Below are 17,338 nucleotides of genomic sequence, written 5' to 3'. Positions count from 1 at the left end.
GATCTTATTCTTCGCGCTGAAAGATTAGAATGCGGGGTTCATGACACGCTTACATCTAAACAACCAAAATCAATAGAAACACCTTCAGGTATCTCTATTGCATTAAAACTTGTTCGTTTAATATTGATGCCGCTTTTAGATAGCAGGCTTAGTAAATTATTAAGCTCTTTTGCTTTTGGCCTCTCAACCCACTGTTGGTTTTTTTGAATCGCTAAGTTTTCACCTTGCGAACCGCTAGTGCTTGAAAGCCTGTCTATATGTTCCTTTCTGAGTTGGAGGATATCGATGATATCCATCACTTCTTCTCCATAACCAAAGCAATTCTACCGACAACTCTTACTTCATCTTCTTCGACTGTTAGAGTCGACCCGTTAAAGTTGATCGCTAGTTTCTTACCTGGTAAACGCTGAATGTCGTCTAGAGAGAGTAGGCCGTCCATATCCACTAAGTACGTGCCACTCACTGCTTGGTGAATTTCTTTATCGGCAATGAATCTCGTTTCATCGTGCTCGATGCCCATCATATACAAACCACGCTTAGATCGACTTAAAGGCTCGTTTCAAAGCCTATGAAATATTTAATGATATATAGAATATCATTATGATTTAATGTCAAATAGATCTAAATAAGTATTTTATGACTTGCAACAGTTACTTACGACTTTGAGGTCACTTATTCAATACGTAGGTTAGGTCGATGGAATCAGGAGGGAGATTTTTGAACTCGGTTATTTTGGAGTAATCAAGGTGAAGTAAACGGCCCAGCAGATTGCTACTGGACCTCATTGTCAGACTCTACTACTTCTACTTCGCATAATTCGAAGGAAACAGTGCTCGTTTCGCTTCTTCATCACGTTCGGTTTTAAATTCAACGTCTTTACCGGTTTCGCGGGCACGCAGTGCGGCTGGGCGGGCGTTGATTGCGTTAAACCAACGCTTCAAGTTCGGGTAAGGTTCTAGGCCTTCTTCACCAAGCACGAAAGGTGCTTTATCAATCCAACCCCATGCAGCGACATCGACAATGGTGTACTCATTTCCGACGATAAATTCACGACCTTCCATATGCTTTTCTAACACTTCGTAATGACGTTGTGCTTCACGTAGGTAACGGTTCACAGCGTAGTCTAGGCCTGCTGGCGCTGCATGACGGAAGTGTACCGATTGACCTGAATAAGGACCAAGGCCGCTCGCGATAAACATCATCCAAGAGAGCAGTTCAGCTCTGTCTTCTTGTTGTCCCCCAAGCTCGCCAGTCTTCTCTGATAGGTACAAAAGGATAGCGTTAGAATCGAACACGCGCTGTCCATCGTCTTCAATGGCTGGTGTTTTACCATTCGGGTTTATTAAGCGATATTCCGGTGTGTGTTGTTCACCTTTTAAGGTATCAACAGGAACGAGTTCAAAATCTAGGCCTGTCTCTTCTAGAAACAGAGCGATCTTCATTGGGTTGGGGGTTTGGTGAAAATAGAACTTAAGCATGGGGTAACTCCTTGTATTGATAATTCATTAAAGCACCACTTGAACGATCGTTCAATAACTGATTTTGAATTATTTGAAAATATGTCGATTCACATTTAGCGGCCATATGTTTAGAGCTTCGTTATCTGTGGGTAGGATCAACATCGAACAATTCGGTGTGTTGGATTTTAAGTTGTTGAAAAAATGAGCTTAAAGTTGCTGTTTGGGCGTGTTGTTTTCTGCGGAGTTCGGGTTTGTGATGGGTGGTCTTTGTTGGAATAGGGCGTATGAAATCTGCAGTCAGATATTCCAACAAAAACGTTGAGCACTGGTTCAAACCAGAATTATCTGGATACACAGGCTTATTGGTAAGTTCAAAATCGTGATCTGTTGCCACACCTTATGCAACAAATGAATATTAACCTCGGAGATTCTGGTGTGGTTCACAGTTTTTTAATCTTAGGGACTTACATTGGTGAGCAAATCTGATGTGAACACTTAACGACACAGGATCTTTCCATGAAAAAGAACATTATCGCCCTCGCTCTTGGTGGCATGCTCGCTTTTGGCGCAACACCTTATTCTTTTGCTGCTAACGATGGCGCAGTACAAGCTTCTGCTGATTACGCGCAGTTGGTGACTAAGCGACAAGTTGTCGACCAATTACTTCTTGATGCGTTGCAGGCGTTTAAGTCTCCGGCAAGAATTTCTCACGCGGGCTTCACGGCTAAAATGCCAAGCAACATGGAAATTGTGACTAACCGATTGTTAGAAGCTTACCAGCTAGAACCTTACCGTACTGACTTGTTGATCTCGGCAGCGAACGCTCAGATCTACAACAAGAACGCAGAACGCGCTATTGAGTTGTTTGAACAAGCACTGACGGTTGCGCCAGACGATGTCGACTTGCACGCATATCTTGCGGTTTGGCAAAGATTTGAAGGCAATGAAAGTGAATCCAACAAGCACATGGAGAAACTGGAAAGCCTGAATAAAGGCAAGGCAAAAGACATCAAACGTATTTTTGCAACGGTTGACCGCGTGTTAGATACACCTCTTAAAGAGTCTGCAGATAAGGGACTGTTGAGCGACCACGGTGCCATCGTCACTTTGGGCTACGCGCTTAACCCTGATGGTTCTATGCATGAGATCTTGATTGAACGTCTTGAAACGACATTAGCAATGTCGAAAGCGAACCCAGACGCGATGATCGTGTTAACCGGCGGCGTGCCTAAGAACCATAAGACAGAAGGCAAGTTAATGGCGGATTGGCTTATCTCAAAAGGGGTAAGCAAAGACCGTATCATTGAAGAGAACTACGCGACCAGCACGGTAGGCAATGCCTTGTTTAGTAGCTATGCGCTTGCTCGTCATGATATTAAACATGCGACCATTATCAGCTCGGCAAGCCATGTTCGTCGTGGTCAAACTCTGTTTGAAATTGCGAGCTGGCAAACTGGCCCTCAGGGCATTACCTTCGATACGGTTTCTTACCCAGATAAGCCGCTAGAAGATCTTAAGAAAGCGAGCAGTGGTGAACTATTAGGTATCTACCGTGACGCACTGAGAACGTATGGTATGTGGAGCTACCGCTCTTACCCGCTGGAATCTCGCTAAGCCCAAGCATTATTTGCGTTTGGGAAAAGTGCGGTTCGCGTTAAACCAAAGCGTCACTTGTTAGTACAATCGAGCACAGCTAGATGGTATGCTGTGCTCCTACTTAATTTAGTGTTTCAAAGGCAAAAAAATGAACCCGATTTTAGCAATGTTGAAAGAGAACAATATTAGCGACGAGCAGATCAGCGAGATATTCAAGACGTTGACCGAGAACCCTCTTGCAGCAATGGCGACAATCAGCCAACTTGGTTTACCACAAGATAAGCTTCAAATGCTGATGGGTCAGGTAATGCAAAATCCTGCGCTAATCAAAGAAGCAGTTGAAGAGCTTGGCCTAGATTTTTCTAAGGTTGAAGCCGCTAAAGAGCAACTTCAAAAATAAGTGAGTTTGACTGAGCTGATATCGTCTTAGCTTAATCAAAATTCAATGAAAAGGTCGTTTAAGTTGAGCAATAGGCTGTCTTAACGGCCTTTTTTGATCTTGGTAGCGATTATTCACGTTGATCAAGTTGCTTAAAATCATCCTCTCCGACCCTATGCATACCGACCATTTCAACACAATTGACAGCAACCTTGCCAAATATGGGCGACAACTGACAATTTACTTACTAGACTTAATTAACCTATGTGCGACCTGATATGTGCACCTTGATGAACAGAGTTTTTGGATGAAGAAAGCCCCAAATAACAGGGCTAACCGATTTGGGCCATAAGCGCGGTTTATCTATGAGTCACATTAAGGAAAAGAATAAGAGGGCACTCAAATAAGCCCTTTATTGAGCAGTGATTTATAGGAAATTGATTATGAAGTATTTAAAGGAAACCGCTTTAGCAAGCCTTGTGCTGGCTGGGCTTGTTGGTTGTGGCGGTGATTCAGGTTCATCAAGCAGCACGACACCTATTACCTTGAGCGTAAGTGATGCGCCCATTGATGATGTTAAAGACGTCACTGTGACATTCAGTAAGGTGGCTTTACTTCCGGGACAGGGAGGTACGCCATTGGTTTATGACGTGTATAAAACGGACGAAAACGGTAACTACGTGGACAAAAACGGTGACCCATTGCCAGATGGTGAGGATCCTATTCCATTAAGTGTTAATTTATTGGATTACCAAGGCAGCGAGGCGCTTCCTTTGATCAAAAATGAGGTCATCCCGGTCGGCAGTTATAAGTTGTGTGTGTTTGCCCATGATGGTGACCACCCAACAACACCTTCTTACGTTATAGAAAACGATGATACGAACCGTCAGTTAACGGTGAAAGGTGAAGGTGCATGCCCGCAAGGTGTGGGTAAAGAAGATAACGCTGGTGTGCTGTATTTTAACAACTCATTCAATGTGAACCAACAGAGTAACGATTTTGTTGTTGAGTTCGATCTGAGACGCGGCTTAAAGAACAGTTCAAGTCTCCCTGATTACACCGTTCAAAGAACATCTGTGAGCCTTATCAATACGGTTGAGACAGGAAACATTGAAGGTACTGTAGCGACAACAACTTTTGGATCTTGTAACCCTACAAATGACAATACCTTCGTTCAATCGGTTTATTTGTATGAAGGTGACATCGTTAAAGCTGACATGGCACCAATTGGTGGTCCTGCGGAGAAAAAACCGATCACTTCAGCGTCAGTGACATTGAATAAAGCGCAGACCAACTATGAGTTTTCTCTGGGCTTCATTGATTCAGGTACTTACTCTTTAGGCTATACCTGTACAGCGCAACACGACAGTGATGAAGATAATGCTGATCCGGTTGCTGATGGTTTTGAAATCTATGATGTTCAAAATAGTGTTCAGGTAGTGGTTGGTCAGGATAGCCAAGTATCGTTTTAAATCTTTGACGTGATTTAACATTCGAATAAATACGGCCTCTCATTTGGAGGCCGTTTTTGATCACGTCACCTAGTTAGCATGAATTTGATGAGCATTGAGTATGACTCTAGGGAAGTGATAATGTAACGTTGTCTCTCTTACTTTAACCTAGCGAAATGTATTCCGGTGTTGCTCATGAAATCTAGCTTAAGCATTCGATCTTACACCAAGCAATTTAATACCCATGCTCATGATGACCATCATCAATTGGTATTGCCGATCCAAGGCAGTATTAATATCGAAATGGTGGGGTATGTTGGCAAAGTGGCCGTGGGAGAATGTGTGGTGATTCCGGTAACCACAGCACATGCGTTTAAGGCGGATGAAGCCGCGCGGTTTATTGTCGCGGATATGGCGGAGTTGCCGCAGCACTTGTTAGAGCATGAGCTCTCGGTTTTTACGATCACACCACCTTTGATGAGCTTCTTGCTGTTTGTTGAGAAGCAGCTGGAATATCAGGTCGATAGTGGCATTGAGTCATCAGTTTTGGATGTGTTTTCATTGCTGTTAGAGCAACAACAAGTTAGCAAGAGCATCGACCCAAGAATCCGTACGGTACAAAGGCTGATAGCGGATAATTACGCCCAACCTCTCTCTATTTCACAACTTGCAGAAACGGCCTGTTTGAGCCCTACTCAATTCAAAAAACGCTTCAAAGAGTGCTTGGGCATCAGTGCGCTTAAATACATCACTCGCTATCGTATGGAGAAAGCTCAAGCCCTGTTAACCCATACCGATTTACCGGTTCAATTGATTGCTGAAAACGTGGGTTATAGTGATGTTTCTGCTTTCAGTCGTCGCTTCTCTCTGCACTCTGGGATGTCACCAAGGGCGTTTCTGGGCTCAATGAAAGAGAGTCTTTAGAAACAACAATAGCGTCCGTTCTGCAAACTAATTTTAAGGCATCTTCACTATTATCTATTTCAGAACTGAAAATTGGGTAATAGAAATGAATCTTGCCATCAATCGCGTTAACGAATTTCAAACGGGCACTTTAGCCATCTTGTTTGCTTCTATTTTATGGGGCACGACAGGCACCGCCGCAAGTTTTGCTCCTGATCTAAGCCCATTAGCAATTGGCGCTTTTTCTATGGGCGTCGGTGGCCTAATACAAGCGGGCTTGGCGTATCGAAAAATCCTATTCGCTTTCGACAAGCTTTTACAGAACAAGAAGCTGTTGGCAGCGAGTGCTTTGGCTTTGGCGGTCTATCCTTTAGCTTTCTATTCTTCAATGAAATTATCAGGTGTGGCGATTGGTACCGTGGTTTCGATTGCGACCGCACCTTTCTTTTCGGCACTGTTAGAGTGTCTGATTAGCAAAAAGAATAATATCAACAAACGTTGGCTCACTAGCTTTGCGATTGGTGTGGTAGGTATTGGATTGTTGGTGTTTTCAGAATCTTCATCGGCGAACGAATCCGGTGATGATCTCAAGCTGTTAGGTATTGGCTTAGGTCTGGTCGCTGGGTTGTGTTACGCCATTTATTCTTGGGCGACAAAAGCACTGATCGATAAAGGGATTAAGTCACAAGCAGCGATGGGCAGTATTTTTGGCCTTGGTGCGATGCTGTTGCTGCCAACGCTCTGGTTTACTGGTGAGAACCTGTTTTCCTCACAGACCAATGTATTAGTCATCAGCTATCTGACGTTAATCCCACAATGCTTGGGCTATATCGCGTTCAGTTTTGGTTTACGCCACGTGACTGCGAGCAGTGCCAATCTGCTGACTCTGTTTGAACCGGTAGTTGCAGCGGTGCTTGCCGTCTGTGTTGTCGGTGAGCTGATTCCTTTTATAGGCTGGTTAGGTATGTCTCTGATTGTGTTGTGCTTGTTTATACAGTCGAATCCATCTAAAGGAACGTTATAAGCATTTGTTTTATAGAGCCTAATTGAAATTTATTCATGCGTAATTAGTATAATTGAATAAAATGAGTATCTCAGTTTTAAGAGTGCTGTTATTATCGCTATCAATAGTCGGGGGGCATATACCTTATTTGGTGTTTGCTGAGATCGTTAGTCGAGACCCGTTGAACCTGATTCAGTTAACACTGGCGTAGGGAACTATAAGCACTCGATCTACGTCTGCACCCATGAAAGCTTTCATGAGCCTAATGCGACTTCTCCTTCGATCGGTGTTCGTTCTCCTGCGTCTTGTAAGATAGTAGGAGCGACAATGACACACAGTTCTATTTCAAAAGATTTAACGCCAAAATCCTCAACACAGCAGCACTCTGCTGATGGTTCGATTCGAACGAACACTCCGATTGTATTGACTATCGCAGGTTCTGACAGTGGCGGCGGTGCAGGTATCCAAGCGGATATTAAAGCTATGTCTGCTACCGGTAGTTTCGCTTGTTCGGTAATTACCGCTATCACTTCCCAGAACACTCAAGGCGTGTCAGCCATTTTTCCTATTCCACTCGACCATGTCGCTAGCCAGTTAGATGCGGTTTTTACTGATCTCAATATCGTGGCAGTAAAAGTCGGCATGTTGGCTGATTCGCAAATCATCAAAGTCGTTGCAGACAAAATTAAGCAGTACCGACCTAAACACTTAGTGATTGACCCTGTCATGGTCGCGACAAGTGGTGATCTGCTGTTAGAAAACTCGGCTATCACCACGCTGAAACAAGAGCTGATTCCGCTGGCAGATATCATTACTCCTAACTTACCAGAAGGTGCTGCATTAACAGGCAAGCCAGTACCTGAAAGCGAAGCTGAAATGCAGGGCATGATTGAAGACTTACGCGCACTGGGTGCTAAAGCCGTTCTCTTGAAAGGTGGCCACCTGGAGAAAGATGAGAACAGTAACGATTTACTGATTCTGCCAACCACATCTGCTCTGATTAGCGCGAAGCGTTTTCCTACTAAAAATACCCACGGCACGGGTTGTACGCTCTCATCTGCCATTGCTTCTTTCTTGGCTCAAGGCAACACGCTTTCAGAGGCTGTTGACCTAGGAAAACAATACATTTCGCGCGCAATAGCTAACGCTGATGAGTTGCAAGTCGGTCAAGGCCATGGCCCTGTAAATCACTTCTTCGCTGGGCACGGTAATGTCCGTTAATACGATTGGCGTTCAACTCAGCAATGCCTCTTTACGTTATAACGACAGTGAGCACGCGACCTTGTCTGGGTTGTCGCTTAGCTTAAACGCAGGTAAGTGGACGGTATTGTTGGGTAGAAGTGGCTGCGGGAAAACCACGGTATTGCGTTATCTGGCGGGCTTGTTGGACGACAAGGTAGAGTGGCAGGGCACATTGGTAACCTCTGATGAACTGCCTTTAACGGATCGCATCGCTTACATGGCGCAGCAGGACTTGTTACTGCCGTGGTTGTCGGTTATCGACAATGTATGTCTGAGTCATCGCTTTCAAAATCCAGCTTTTGATAAAGCACAGCAAACCAATCAAGCACTAGAGTTGCTCGCTGCTGTTGGTTTGGCTGATCACGCGTCTACTATGCCGGATCAGTTGTCTGGTGGTATGCGCCAGCGTGTTGCTTTGGCTCGCACCTTAATGCAAGACAAACCTGTTGTGCTGATGGACGAACCTTTCTCTGCGCTGGATGCGGTAACAAGACATAAGTTACAGAGCTTAGCTTGTGAACTGTTAAGAGATAAAACCGTTGTGTTGATTACTCATGATCCACAAGAAGCGGTGCGTTTGGCGGATAACTTGTATGTGTTGCAAGGCACTCCGGCGAGTGCACAGTCACTGTCTGTGCCTAATACAGCGACACCAAGAGTGTTAGACGGTGAATGTGCTGAGTTACAACAAGCGATCTTAGATCAGTTGGAGCGTGATTATGAATGATCTAACGCGAAGCGAAGCTGTGGCGCGTTCAGCTAGCGTACAGACTACCACTACACGCCCTCGTCAGATGAATCCCGTTATGCGTTTGCTTATCAGCAGTGCTGTGATTCTCGGTTTATGGCAAATGGTGGTGGTTATCTTTGAGATGCCTAGCTTCATTCTGCCAGCGCCTGCAGAAGTCTTTTTAAAACTTATTGAACGTTACGATGTGCTACTCAAACACACTTGGGTGACTGCGCAGGAGATCTTACTTGGTCTATTGCTCGGTTTATCCATGGGGCTGTTTTTCGCCCTACAGATGTTGATGTTCGAACCGCTGAAACGCTGGTTGTTGCCTATCTTAATTGCTAGCCAAGCCATCCCTGTGTTTGCGATTGCGCCAGTATTGATGCTGTGGCTGGGTTATGGCATCGCATCAAAGGTCGTCATGGCGGCGATCATTATCTTCTTCCCCGTGACCACTTGTTGTTACGACGGTCTGCGAAATACACCGACTGGTTATCTTGATCTTGCTAAGACCATGGGTGCATCGAAGTGGCAATTGCTTCGCCATATCCAACTTCCTGCTGCACTGCCAACCTTAGCGTCTGGCATTCGTGTGGCAGTGGTGATTGCGCCAATTGGAGCGGTCGTCGGCGAGTGGGTTGGTTCGAGTGAGGGGCTGGGTTACCTAATGCTACAGGCCAACGCACGCATGATCATTGATGAGATGTTTGCTGCTTTGTTCATCTTGGCGGTGCTGTCTATCTCGCTCTACTTCGTTACAGATAAATTACTCAAAAAAGCTATCCCTTGGGAAAACCAATGATGGCTTCGCTCAACATAAGAATAATATTCAAAAGGAAAGGTTAACCGTGAAAAATACAAAATTGATAGGTGCAGTGGCACTGCTTGCTTCATTGGTTTCAGGTCATGCTCTAGCGGACTCTGAACAAAAGAAACTGACACTGATGCTGGATTGGTTTGTGAACCCGAACCATGGCCCGATTGTGATCGCTCAAGAGCGTGGTTATTTTGCTGACCAAGGCTTAGATATCGAAATTCAAGAACCCGCAGACCCAAGCACACCGGCAAAATTGGTCGCGGCAGGTAAGGTCGATTTAGCGGTAACTTACCAACCAAGTTTAACCATGGATGTGGCAGCGGGCCTTCCTTTAGTTCGTGCATCAACCCTTATCGCGACGCCACTAAACACACTAATGGTACTGGATAACGGCAAGAACGATTCGCTAGCGGATCTGAAAGGCAAGAAGATCGGTATTGCGATCGCAGGTAACGAAGAAGCAACAATTGGCACTATGTTAGCGCAAGAAAATGTAGCGTTTACGGACGTGCAAACCATCAATGTCGGTTGGGCACTTTCATCTTCATTGGCATCAGGCAAGGTAGATGCAATTTGGGGTGGCCTACGTAACTTCGAAACCAACCAGTTAGCCCTTGAAGGCTTTAAAGCAAAAGCGTTCTTCCCAGAAGAGCACGGTGTGCCAGCTTACGATGAGCTTATTTTTGTTGCGAACGCAAAGCAGCACGACGATGAAGCGATCAAAGCGTTCAACAAAGCATTAGAGCAAGCAACAACTTACATTGTGAACCACCCACAAGAGTCATGGAGTGAGTTTGTGGCGTATTCACCAGATACGTTGAACAACGAGCTTAACCAACGCGCATGGAACGACACGCTGACTCGTTTTGCACTTCGCCCTTCTGCTGTTGACCTAAAGCGTTACGACGATTATGCACAGTTCATGTTCGACAAAGGCATCATCAAATCACTACCAAAAGCCGCTGACTACGTACCGACTTTTGACTAAGGAATCTCATGAAATACCAAGACTTAATCCAAGCCTGTCAACAAGATTGGCAAGACTACACTGAACATGATTTTGTTAAAACGCTGGCAAACGGCACGCTCGCTCAGCCGTGTTTTTTGCATTACCTGAAGCAAGATTTTCTGTTTTTGAAGCAGTATGCTCGCGCTTATGCATTGGCAATTTACAAGGCTAAAACCTTGGCTGATATGCGTCGTGCACTGCCAAGTGTTCATGCTTTATTAGATTCTGAAATCTCTCACCACGTGACTTATTGTGGTCAGTGGGGTTTAACTGAATCTGATTTGGAAAACGAGCCCGAGGATTTCGGTACAGTCGCTTACACGCGCTACGTTCTGGATGCGGGTATGACGGGTGACCTTGTCGATCTTTATGCGGCACTGGCTCCGTGTTCCATTGGTTACGCTGTGATTGGTAAAGCGCTGTTAGAAAGCAGCGATACCGTATTAGAAGGCAACCCATACGCAAGTTGGCTGCAACTGTATGGCAGTGAAGAGTTCCAGTCTGGCGTAGCAACGGGCGCGGAATACTTCAACCAGCTGCTTGCTGAAATTGATATCAACAGCGAGCGCGGTCAGAACATCGTTCATATCTTCAAAACCGCAACGCGTATGGAAGTGGCTTTTTGGCAGCAAGGGCTGAACGCTCTTAATGATTCAACAGCGGCTTAAAAGCGACTTTTACGAATAAGGATTTATCCATGCTAACTGAACAAATCATCCAATCGTTGCGCGCAGTACGAGAGCAAAAACCACTGGTTGTGAACATCACCAACTACGTCGTGATGAACAACACAGCTAATGCGTTATTGGCGATTGGCGCTTCGCCTATCATGGCACACTCACAACAAGAACTGGCTGAGATGATGTCTTTCTCTGGTGCGCTTGTGATTAACATTGGCACGCTTGATAGTGTTTGGACGCCAAGAATGCGCTTCGCGGTCGAGCAGGCTAACGCGAATAATAAGGTTGTGGTTCTTGACCCTGTAGGTTGTGGCGCAAGTACGCTGCGTACCGAGACTTCTCGTGAAATTGCACGCTTAGCCGAAAAGTTGATCATTCGTGGTAACGCGTCTGAGATTATCGCGCTAGCGGGTGAGCAAGCACAAAGCAAAGGTGTTGATGCACTAGATAGCAGTGATGCTGCATTAGGCGCAGCGCAATGCTTAGTGGCTGAATACGGCGCGAATGTGGTTATTTCTGGTGAGACGGATTACGTTGTCACGAAAGACAGTGTTGTGACGTTAAACAATGGTCATCCGATGATGCCTTATGTCACAGGCATGGGTTGTACCTTAACGGCATTGACGGGCGCTTTCGCGGCTGTCGGTGATGACAGTGGTTTGGCTGCTGCTGCGGTATTGGGTGTGGTTGGCGAAATCTCGGCTGAGAACTCTCGTGGCCCAGGTAGCTTGCAAATGAACTTGCTTGATGAGCTGTATCAACTCGATGAAGATACGTTGATCCAACGTTTGAAGGTTCAGTAGATTCAATCTAGATCTGTATTCCTAGCTTATTAAAAAGCCCTCAACACATATGTGTTTGAGGGCTTTTCTATTGGTGCTTCAAAACCGTATTAACTCGTCGTCGTGTTAGCTATCTCGTTATATGAGCAATTGGCTTCGTTAGGTTCTAAATCGATTCACTTGGTTTTCTAAGTGATGAGCAACTTCGGTTAAGTCGCTCGCTGCGCCAGAAATGCTGCTTACAGACTCTTGGTTGCTCTGCGCGATGGTATTGGCACCTTGCGCGTTTTCACCCAGTGACTTGGTCAAGCAATCTTGCTCATCTACAGATACTGCAATTTGGCTGTTGGCCTGATTCAAATCTTGGATGTGTTGGTTAATCACATGTAAGTTCTGAGAAGCTTGTTGTGCCTGAGTTGAAGCATCTGAAACCGTGCTGTGACTCTCTTTAATCGACTCTAACGCATCTTTAGCGCCACGTTGCAGTGAGGTGATGAGTTCATCAATCTGGCTTGCAGAATCTTGAGTACGCTTAGCGAGCGTTCTTACTTCATCGGCTACCACAGCAAACCCACGACCTTGTTCACCTGCGCGCGCAGCTTCGATAGCCGCGTTCAATGCCAGTAGGTTAGTTTGCTCAGAAACGCCTTTGATGACTTCAAGAATGGCACCAATATTCATCGACTCTTTATGTAGGTCAGTCACTTTTTGACTGCTCACCTGCATGCTTTCATCAGCGCTGCCAATTTCGTGCAGTGTTTTGTCGACTTCTTTTAGACCCATCGCCACATTCTCGGTTGCTTGGTTTGCAACTTGAGACGCGTGGTTAGCACTTTCAGCAATTTCTGATGTGCTGGAAGCCAATTGATCAACGGCAGAAGAGATATTGATCATCTCATTGTTCAACTGTGTTGCGTTGGTCGAGCTGTTATTGGTCACTTGATTCAGCGACTCCGACATCTCACCAATACGCACACTAGAACGGTTCACTTGACCAACAATATCGCGCAGAGATTCAATGGTGATCTCCATGTTGGTCAGCAGTTCGCCGATTTCGTTCTTGCTCTCAATGTTCACTTCAACATTTAAGTTACCTTGAGAAAGCTCATTGGTGATCTGTTTAACTTGTGCGATGCCTTTGGTGATAGAGCGAGTCACCAAAACGGCGCTCGTCATGCCAATCACCAAAGCCACGCCCGTTAGCAAGAAGATGATTTGAACTGAACGTTTTTCACTGGCTTGCAGTTCTGGCGTTAATGCTTGTTTCTGTTGCTCTAGAATACTTTGAGCATCCGCTACTGCGATAGCCAAGCTGTCACCAATCGAGGCAAGCGTTGCAGTTCTTTGAGTGTTTTCAATCATTTGTTGATGAACTTGCTCAAAGCCTTTTGCATACGCTTCGCGCTGGTTAGAGAAGTCTTCAATAAGCTCGCTTTGGTAAGGGGATGATTTAAGAGATTCAATATCGCCTTCAATACCCGGCAACGCGTATTCAAAGATATCTTTACCCGCTTCATAGGTTTTTAGGTCGTTGTTGTTTGAGTAACTCAGTACAGTGATCTTGGCTGCGAGGAAGTTCTCCATCAACATACCCGCGTATAAGCTCGCGTTTGGATCATTGTTGTTGTACGACTCATACAACAAGCTTTGCGCGGCTTTGAGGGCGTTGGTTTCTCGTTTGACCATCTCGACATTCACCAATTGGTCGATGAGCAGCTGGCTCTGTTTCATTGAGCCATAAGCCGTGTCAAATGCCGCCACGCTGTCTTGCACTAATTGCAGGCTAGCTAGGCTATCGGTTTTGGTAGTGGTTTGAATTAAGTTGTTGAGCAGTTCATCAATCGCGAGTTTGCTTGATTGATAATTCGTTTCGTATTGCTCATCCAATGACTCTAAGTAACGTTCAGAGGCTAAACGCATCTGAAGAAAGTGCACTTGAATGTTGCCTGATAATGTCGCCTTGTGGCTGAGCTCACTGTACTGGCTAAAGCCGTTCGACAAAGTTTGGATACCTTTGTAACTCACAAGGCCTGAAATGACGAAAAAGAGTAAGCAGATGGCATAACCCAGCTTGATCTTAAACGCTATAGAAAGGTGGCGCATAACTATCCCTATATTTACCTGATTCCTTCATAGCGAAGTATTCCATAAAACAGCGTTCTGGACAGGCTTAAGTGAATAGTTTGTGTAATAAGTAACGCTTTCGTTAAAAATTTCAGGATTTTTGGTATGCTTTCAACGAGTTGTATATTCAATGGTGCGCGCTTAATTGAGCTAATTTAGTATTAACTTCCATGCACATGATGCGAATTGTCGGTAAAATGGTAGCAACTCAATTTAGACTCCGACTCCAAAGGCACGATATGAACCCTTATAAGCTCTACTTAGTAACGGATGACCAACAAGATTTAGAAACGCTTAAGTTTGTGGTTGAACAAGCAATCGCTGGTGGTGTCACTATGGTTCAAGTAAGAGAGAAGCATGGAGATGTGAGAGCTTTTATTGAACGAGCGCAGGCCGTTAAGTCGATTTTGGCTGGCTCTGGCGTACCGCTGATCATTAACGATCGGGTAGACGTTGCGTTGGCTGTGGATGCTGACGGCTTACATTTAGGACAGTCTGATATGCCTGCAGAGTTAGCACGCCAGTTGATAGGTCCAGATAAGATTCTTGGGTTATCAATTGAAACTGAACAGCAGTTACAAGAAGCCGATAGCTTACCGATCGATTACATTGGCCTCAGTGCGCTTTTTGCCACACCGACCAAGACGAATCTAAAGAAACATTGGGGCTATGATGGAATTAAAATGGCGTTGGAGACAACGAAGCTACCGATTGTCGGTATTGGTGGAATTAACGAATCGAACATCCCGCAGTTAGTTGAGAGCGGTATTCATGGGTTAGCACTGGTATCTGCGATATGTCACGCTGAAGATCCAAAACAAGCGACGCGGGATCTGTTGTCTCTGATGGGAGAGTGAAGGCTTTTAGACTAGAAGATAAATGAGTTTAACTGTTTGTTTTCTAGCTAAAACATAAGCACAGATATGTGCTTATGTTTATCGCTTGAGCTTTTAAGGCAATTTATTTAATACACAGTTTGGTTTACTGAGCGCATAAAGCAACAGTACCGATGATCATAAGAACGATCGCGGCATACCAGCCGTATTGTGCGGTCTTATCAGCAACAAACACCTTAATGTAGTTGAGTTCTTCATGCGCCATTGCAATGAAGTCTGTGTAGTTTATCGATAACTCGCGGCTGGCTTCTTTCAAGTCTTGCTGAAGTTTGTTGAAAGCCTCATCGATGAAGCCTTTTGTTTCTGAAACAGACGGAGTAGCAACCAAAGTTAAGCTATTCCAAACTGCCATACGCGATTCATACTCGCTTTCACTGACACAATTAAGTACGCGTAAATCATACTCTCGTTTGTTACGCTCTTTGCCCATTTTCTCAGGGCAAATATTTCTTAAAACGTTCACGACAAATTTTCCAAAAGGTTCATTTAGATATAAAAAAGCACTCGAAGAGGGCTCATAAACTGGGTGCGAATCAATATTCAAAAGTGATCTATTTGAAGCTTTCACAAGTGGTTGCAGGGCAGGGGCACTTATGTGGGAGATTTGAAGTTGGGTCAGTGGTGTTAAAGAGCGATTTGGGTTTGTCGATATCAGTTTGATAAGACAAACCCTTTGGGATCGCATACTAGTTATGTCACTTTGGGATATCAACTAGGGTGTTTTATCCACACGACAAAGAAAATTATCGGCACGAAAAGCGGAAATGAGGTAGTGCTGGAGAAAACACAACCGTCATTGACTTAGGATTCAGTTGCTGAAATAGGCTGAACTCAAGAATTGGGGGGAGATTAGTTGGCTTGCCATTGATTGTTCTCTAATGAGTGGCCTTTTAGTTTTTCAAGTAAACTTGTTAACACTGGGCCATTGATATGGCTGCGAGACACCAAACAACCCACTGGAGTAATCCAACCACCATGCTCGTGTGCCACTGGCAGTGCTACGAGATCACCTTTCTGAATCCCTTCCATCACCATCATTTCAGGCACATTTGCCCACCCTACGTTCTGTTCAACGAGATCGATGATCGTTTTGTGGTTGTTGGCATACCAAAGCATGGAGCTGATGCCATAGGTGAACCACAATTCGCGCTGCTTAGAACTACGATGCACACATTGGCGGTAGCGCTTTAGGTCTGAGTCTTGAACGACGGGCATTTGGCTCAGCTCGTGAGTGGCGGAGCTAACTGTAAGAAAACGTGCTTGACCCAGTAAGAAGAAGTCCATATCTACTTTAAGTTCACCATCCGCATAGATGATGCCTATCTGTGCTTTGCCGCGTCTGACTAAGTCTTCAACATCGAAGGTTGAGGTGGTAATAATATCGAAGTGTGTGATTGGAAACTGATCAGCTAGTGAGCTGATTATCTTAATGAAATTCTTATCTATGATGCTCTCATCAATGGCAATGATCAGTTCGTGTTCATCTTCTTGTGTCAGCGATTCTACTTTTTGGTCGAAGTACTTTTGTTGGTCGAGAATCGACTTAGCGACAGGCAATAAGGCTTTACCTGTGTTGGTCAAAACAGGGATGTTTTTCTCGCGGTTAAACAGCTCTTGATCGATGGCTATTTCTAGGTTGGCGATCGATTGGCTGACACCAGACTGAGCGCGTTTCAGCTTGCGTGCTGCAGCAGAAAAAGAGCCACTTTCACACACGGTGACGAAGACTTTTAGTTGCTCAAAACTGTACATGTTACTTCTCGCTCAATACCAAATGGGATGATAATGCTCAGGCTATCACTAATCGTGATGGCTGTTAACTTTCTCTTATTATTTCCGATGACATAATCCGAGCTAATCCAACCCATACTAGATTATTCGGAGGAATGTATGAGTACGTTAGAAAGAGTATTTCACTCAGTATTATTCGAAGTTTTGGCTGTAACACTTTCAATTATTGGTTTAGCGATATTTACCGATCATGATGTGAATGCCTTATCAGGAACCATGATAGTTGTTGCGACAATCGCTATGATTTGGAATTACTGTTTTAACCGCATTTTTGATCGCTACTTTACGGGTGAAAAATCTCAGCGTTCACTTAAGCTGAGAATATTCCATGTGGTTTTGTTTGAAGCAGGCTTGTTGATAGCGACGATCCCAGTGATGGCTTTCTTGCTTAATGTGGGGATTTGGCCGGCATTTTTAAGGTTCATCGCGGATTAGCGGGAACTTAAAACAAAAACGGTAGTAAGTGATATGG

Annotated in this window: 17 protein-coding genes, 2 pseudogenes and 1 riboswitch; of the genes and pseudogenes, 13 read left to right on the top strand and 6 right to left on the bottom strand. The window is 44.8% G+C overall.

Translation table 11 applies throughout. From position 1 onward, the window contains the following. Window positions 1–38: 38 nt before the first annotated feature. The 3 genes and pseudogenes from ACED42_RS20445 to ACED42_RS20435 form a co-directional block, all read right to left on the bottom strand. Entirely contained in the window at window positions 39–296 is a 258-nt protein-coding gene (locus ACED42_RS20445) for a hypothetical protein (RefSeq protein ID WP_371703951.1), read from the bottom strand. Beyond that, window positions 296–529, bottom strand: a pseudogene (locus tag ACED42_RS20440) (transcriptional regulator); the annotation flags it as partial. The gene ACED42_RS20445 and the pseudogene ACED42_RS20440, both read right to left, overlap by 1 nt. 274 nt (window positions 530–803) lie before the next feature. Beyond that, complete coding sequence (locus ACED42_RS20435; protein ID WP_371703950.1) at window positions 804–1,478, bottom strand: glutathione S-transferase family protein; 675 nt, start codon at window positions 1,476–1,478, stop codon at window positions 804–806. A gap of 498 nt (window positions 1,479–1,976) precedes the next feature. Between ACED42_RS20435 and ACED42_RS20430 the strand changes: the two genes are divergently transcribed. From ACED42_RS20430 to thiM, 11 genes are all read left to right on the top strand, one after another. Next, entirely contained in the window at window positions 1,977–3,074 is a 1,098-nt protein-coding gene (locus ACED42_RS20430; RefSeq protein ID WP_102451194.1) for a YdcF family protein, read from the top strand. 130 nt (window positions 3,075–3,204) lie between these two features. Further along, complete coding sequence (locus ACED42_RS20425) at window positions 3,205–3,456, top strand: DUF2999 family protein (protein WP_009844829.1); 252 nt, start codon at window positions 3,205–3,207, stop codon at window positions 3,454–3,456. 422 nt (window positions 3,457–3,878) lie between these two features. Further along, window positions 3,879–4,907: a DUF4382 domain-containing protein gene (locus tag ACED42_RS20420; RefSeq protein ID WP_371703947.1), complete on the top strand. Its 1,029-nt coding sequence runs from the start codon at window positions 3,879–3,881 to the stop codon at window positions 4,905–4,907. A gap of 174 nt (window positions 4,908–5,081) precedes the next feature. After that, window positions 5,082–5,810, top strand: a complete 729-nt coding sequence (locus ACED42_RS20415) for a helix-turn-helix domain-containing protein (RefSeq protein ID WP_371694553.1) — start codon at window positions 5,082–5,084, stop codon at window positions 5,808–5,810. An 85-nt stretch (window positions 5,811–5,895) separates the two neighbouring features. After that, the gene (locus ACED42_RS20410) at window positions 5,896–6,813 is read left to right on the top strand and encodes a DMT family transporter (protein WP_135443853.1); all 918 of its coding nucleotides are present in this window, start codon (window positions 5,896–5,898) and stop codon (window positions 6,811–6,813) included. A gap of 98 nt (window positions 6,814–6,911) precedes the next feature. Continuing rightward, window positions 6,912–7,023, top strand: a riboswitch (TPP riboswitch). A 96-nt stretch (window positions 7,024–7,119) separates the two neighbouring features. Beyond that, on the top strand, window positions 7,120–8,013 hold the full coding sequence (gene thiD / locus ACED42_RS20405) for a bifunctional hydroxymethylpyrimidine kinase/phosphomethylpyrimidine kinase (protein ID WP_371703945.1): 894 nt from the start codon (window positions 7,120–7,122) through the stop codon (window positions 8,011–8,013). Then, complete coding sequence (locus ACED42_RS20400) at window positions 8,003–8,761, top strand: ABC transporter ATP-binding protein (protein ID WP_102257588.1); 759 nt, start codon at window positions 8,003–8,005, stop codon at window positions 8,759–8,761. Before thiD ends, ACED42_RS20400 begins: the two co-directional genes overlap by 11 nt. Further along, complete coding sequence (locus tag ACED42_RS20395) at window positions 8,754–9,569, top strand: ABC transporter permease (RefSeq protein ID WP_371703943.1); 816 nt, start codon at window positions 8,754–8,756, stop codon at window positions 9,567–9,569. Before ACED42_RS20400 ends, ACED42_RS20395 begins: the two co-directional genes overlap by 8 nt. Before the next feature lie 46 nt (window positions 9,570–9,615). Continuing rightward, window positions 9,616–10,572, top strand: coding sequence for an ABC transporter substrate-binding protein (locus ACED42_RS20390; RefSeq protein ID WP_017068449.1), 957 nt, complete (start codon window positions 9,616–9,618; stop codon window positions 10,570–10,572). Between the two features lie 8 nt (window positions 10,573–10,580). Continuing rightward, on the top strand, window positions 10,581–11,261 hold the full coding sequence (gene tenA / locus ACED42_RS20385; RefSeq protein WP_004731635.1) for a thiaminase II: 681 nt from the start codon (window positions 10,581–10,583) through the stop codon (window positions 11,259–11,261). 29 nt (window positions 11,262–11,290) lie between these two features. Then, complete coding sequence (gene thiM / locus ACED42_RS20380) at window positions 11,291–12,076, top strand: hydroxyethylthiazole kinase (protein WP_371703942.1); 786 nt, start codon at window positions 11,291–11,293, stop codon at window positions 12,074–12,076. A gap of 138 nt (window positions 12,077–12,214) precedes the next feature. Here thiM and ACED42_RS20375 read toward each other — a convergent pair whose 3' ends face one another. Next, window positions 12,215–14,158, bottom strand: a complete 1,944-nt coding sequence (locus ACED42_RS20375) for a methyl-accepting chemotaxis protein (RefSeq protein ID WP_371703940.1) — start codon at window positions 14,156–14,158, stop codon at window positions 12,215–12,217. Window positions 14,159–14,418: 260 nt separating this feature from the next. Here ACED42_RS20375 and thiE point away from each other — a divergent pair, with 260 nt between their 5' ends. Beyond that, on the top strand, window positions 14,419–15,036 hold the full coding sequence (gene thiE / locus ACED42_RS20370) for a thiamine phosphate synthase (RefSeq protein WP_102278720.1): 618 nt from the start codon (window positions 14,419–14,421) through the stop codon (window positions 15,034–15,036). Between the two features lie 124 nt (window positions 15,037–15,160). On the opposite strand, the gene ACED42_RS20365 is transcribed toward thiE, so the two are convergent. After that, window positions 15,161–15,505 (bottom strand): hypothetical protein, encoded by a 345-nt coding sequence (locus tag ACED42_RS20365; RefSeq protein WP_009844840.1) that lies wholly within the window; start codon window positions 15,503–15,505, stop codon window positions 15,161–15,163. Window positions 15,506–15,924: 419 nt separating this feature from the next. Next, on the bottom strand, window positions 15,925–16,827 hold the full coding sequence (locus tag ACED42_RS20360) for a LysR family transcriptional regulator (RefSeq protein ID WP_061021942.1): 903 nt from the start codon (window positions 16,825–16,827) through the stop codon (window positions 15,925–15,927). A gap of 138 nt (window positions 16,828–16,965) precedes the next feature. Between ACED42_RS20360 and ACED42_RS20355 the strand changes: the two are divergent. After that, a pseudogene (locus tag ACED42_RS20355) lies at window positions 16,966–17,283 on the top strand (PACE efflux transporter); the annotation flags it as partial. Between the last annotated feature and the right edge of the window lie 55 nt (window positions 17,284–17,338).

Source organism: Vibrio sp. FF145 (genome assembly GCF_041439075.1).
Classification (GTDB): Bacteria; Pseudomonadota; Gammaproteobacteria; order Enterobacterales; family Vibrionaceae; genus Vibrio; species Vibrio tasmaniensis_A.
This window is presented reverse-complemented; position numbering and strand designations above follow the sequence as displayed.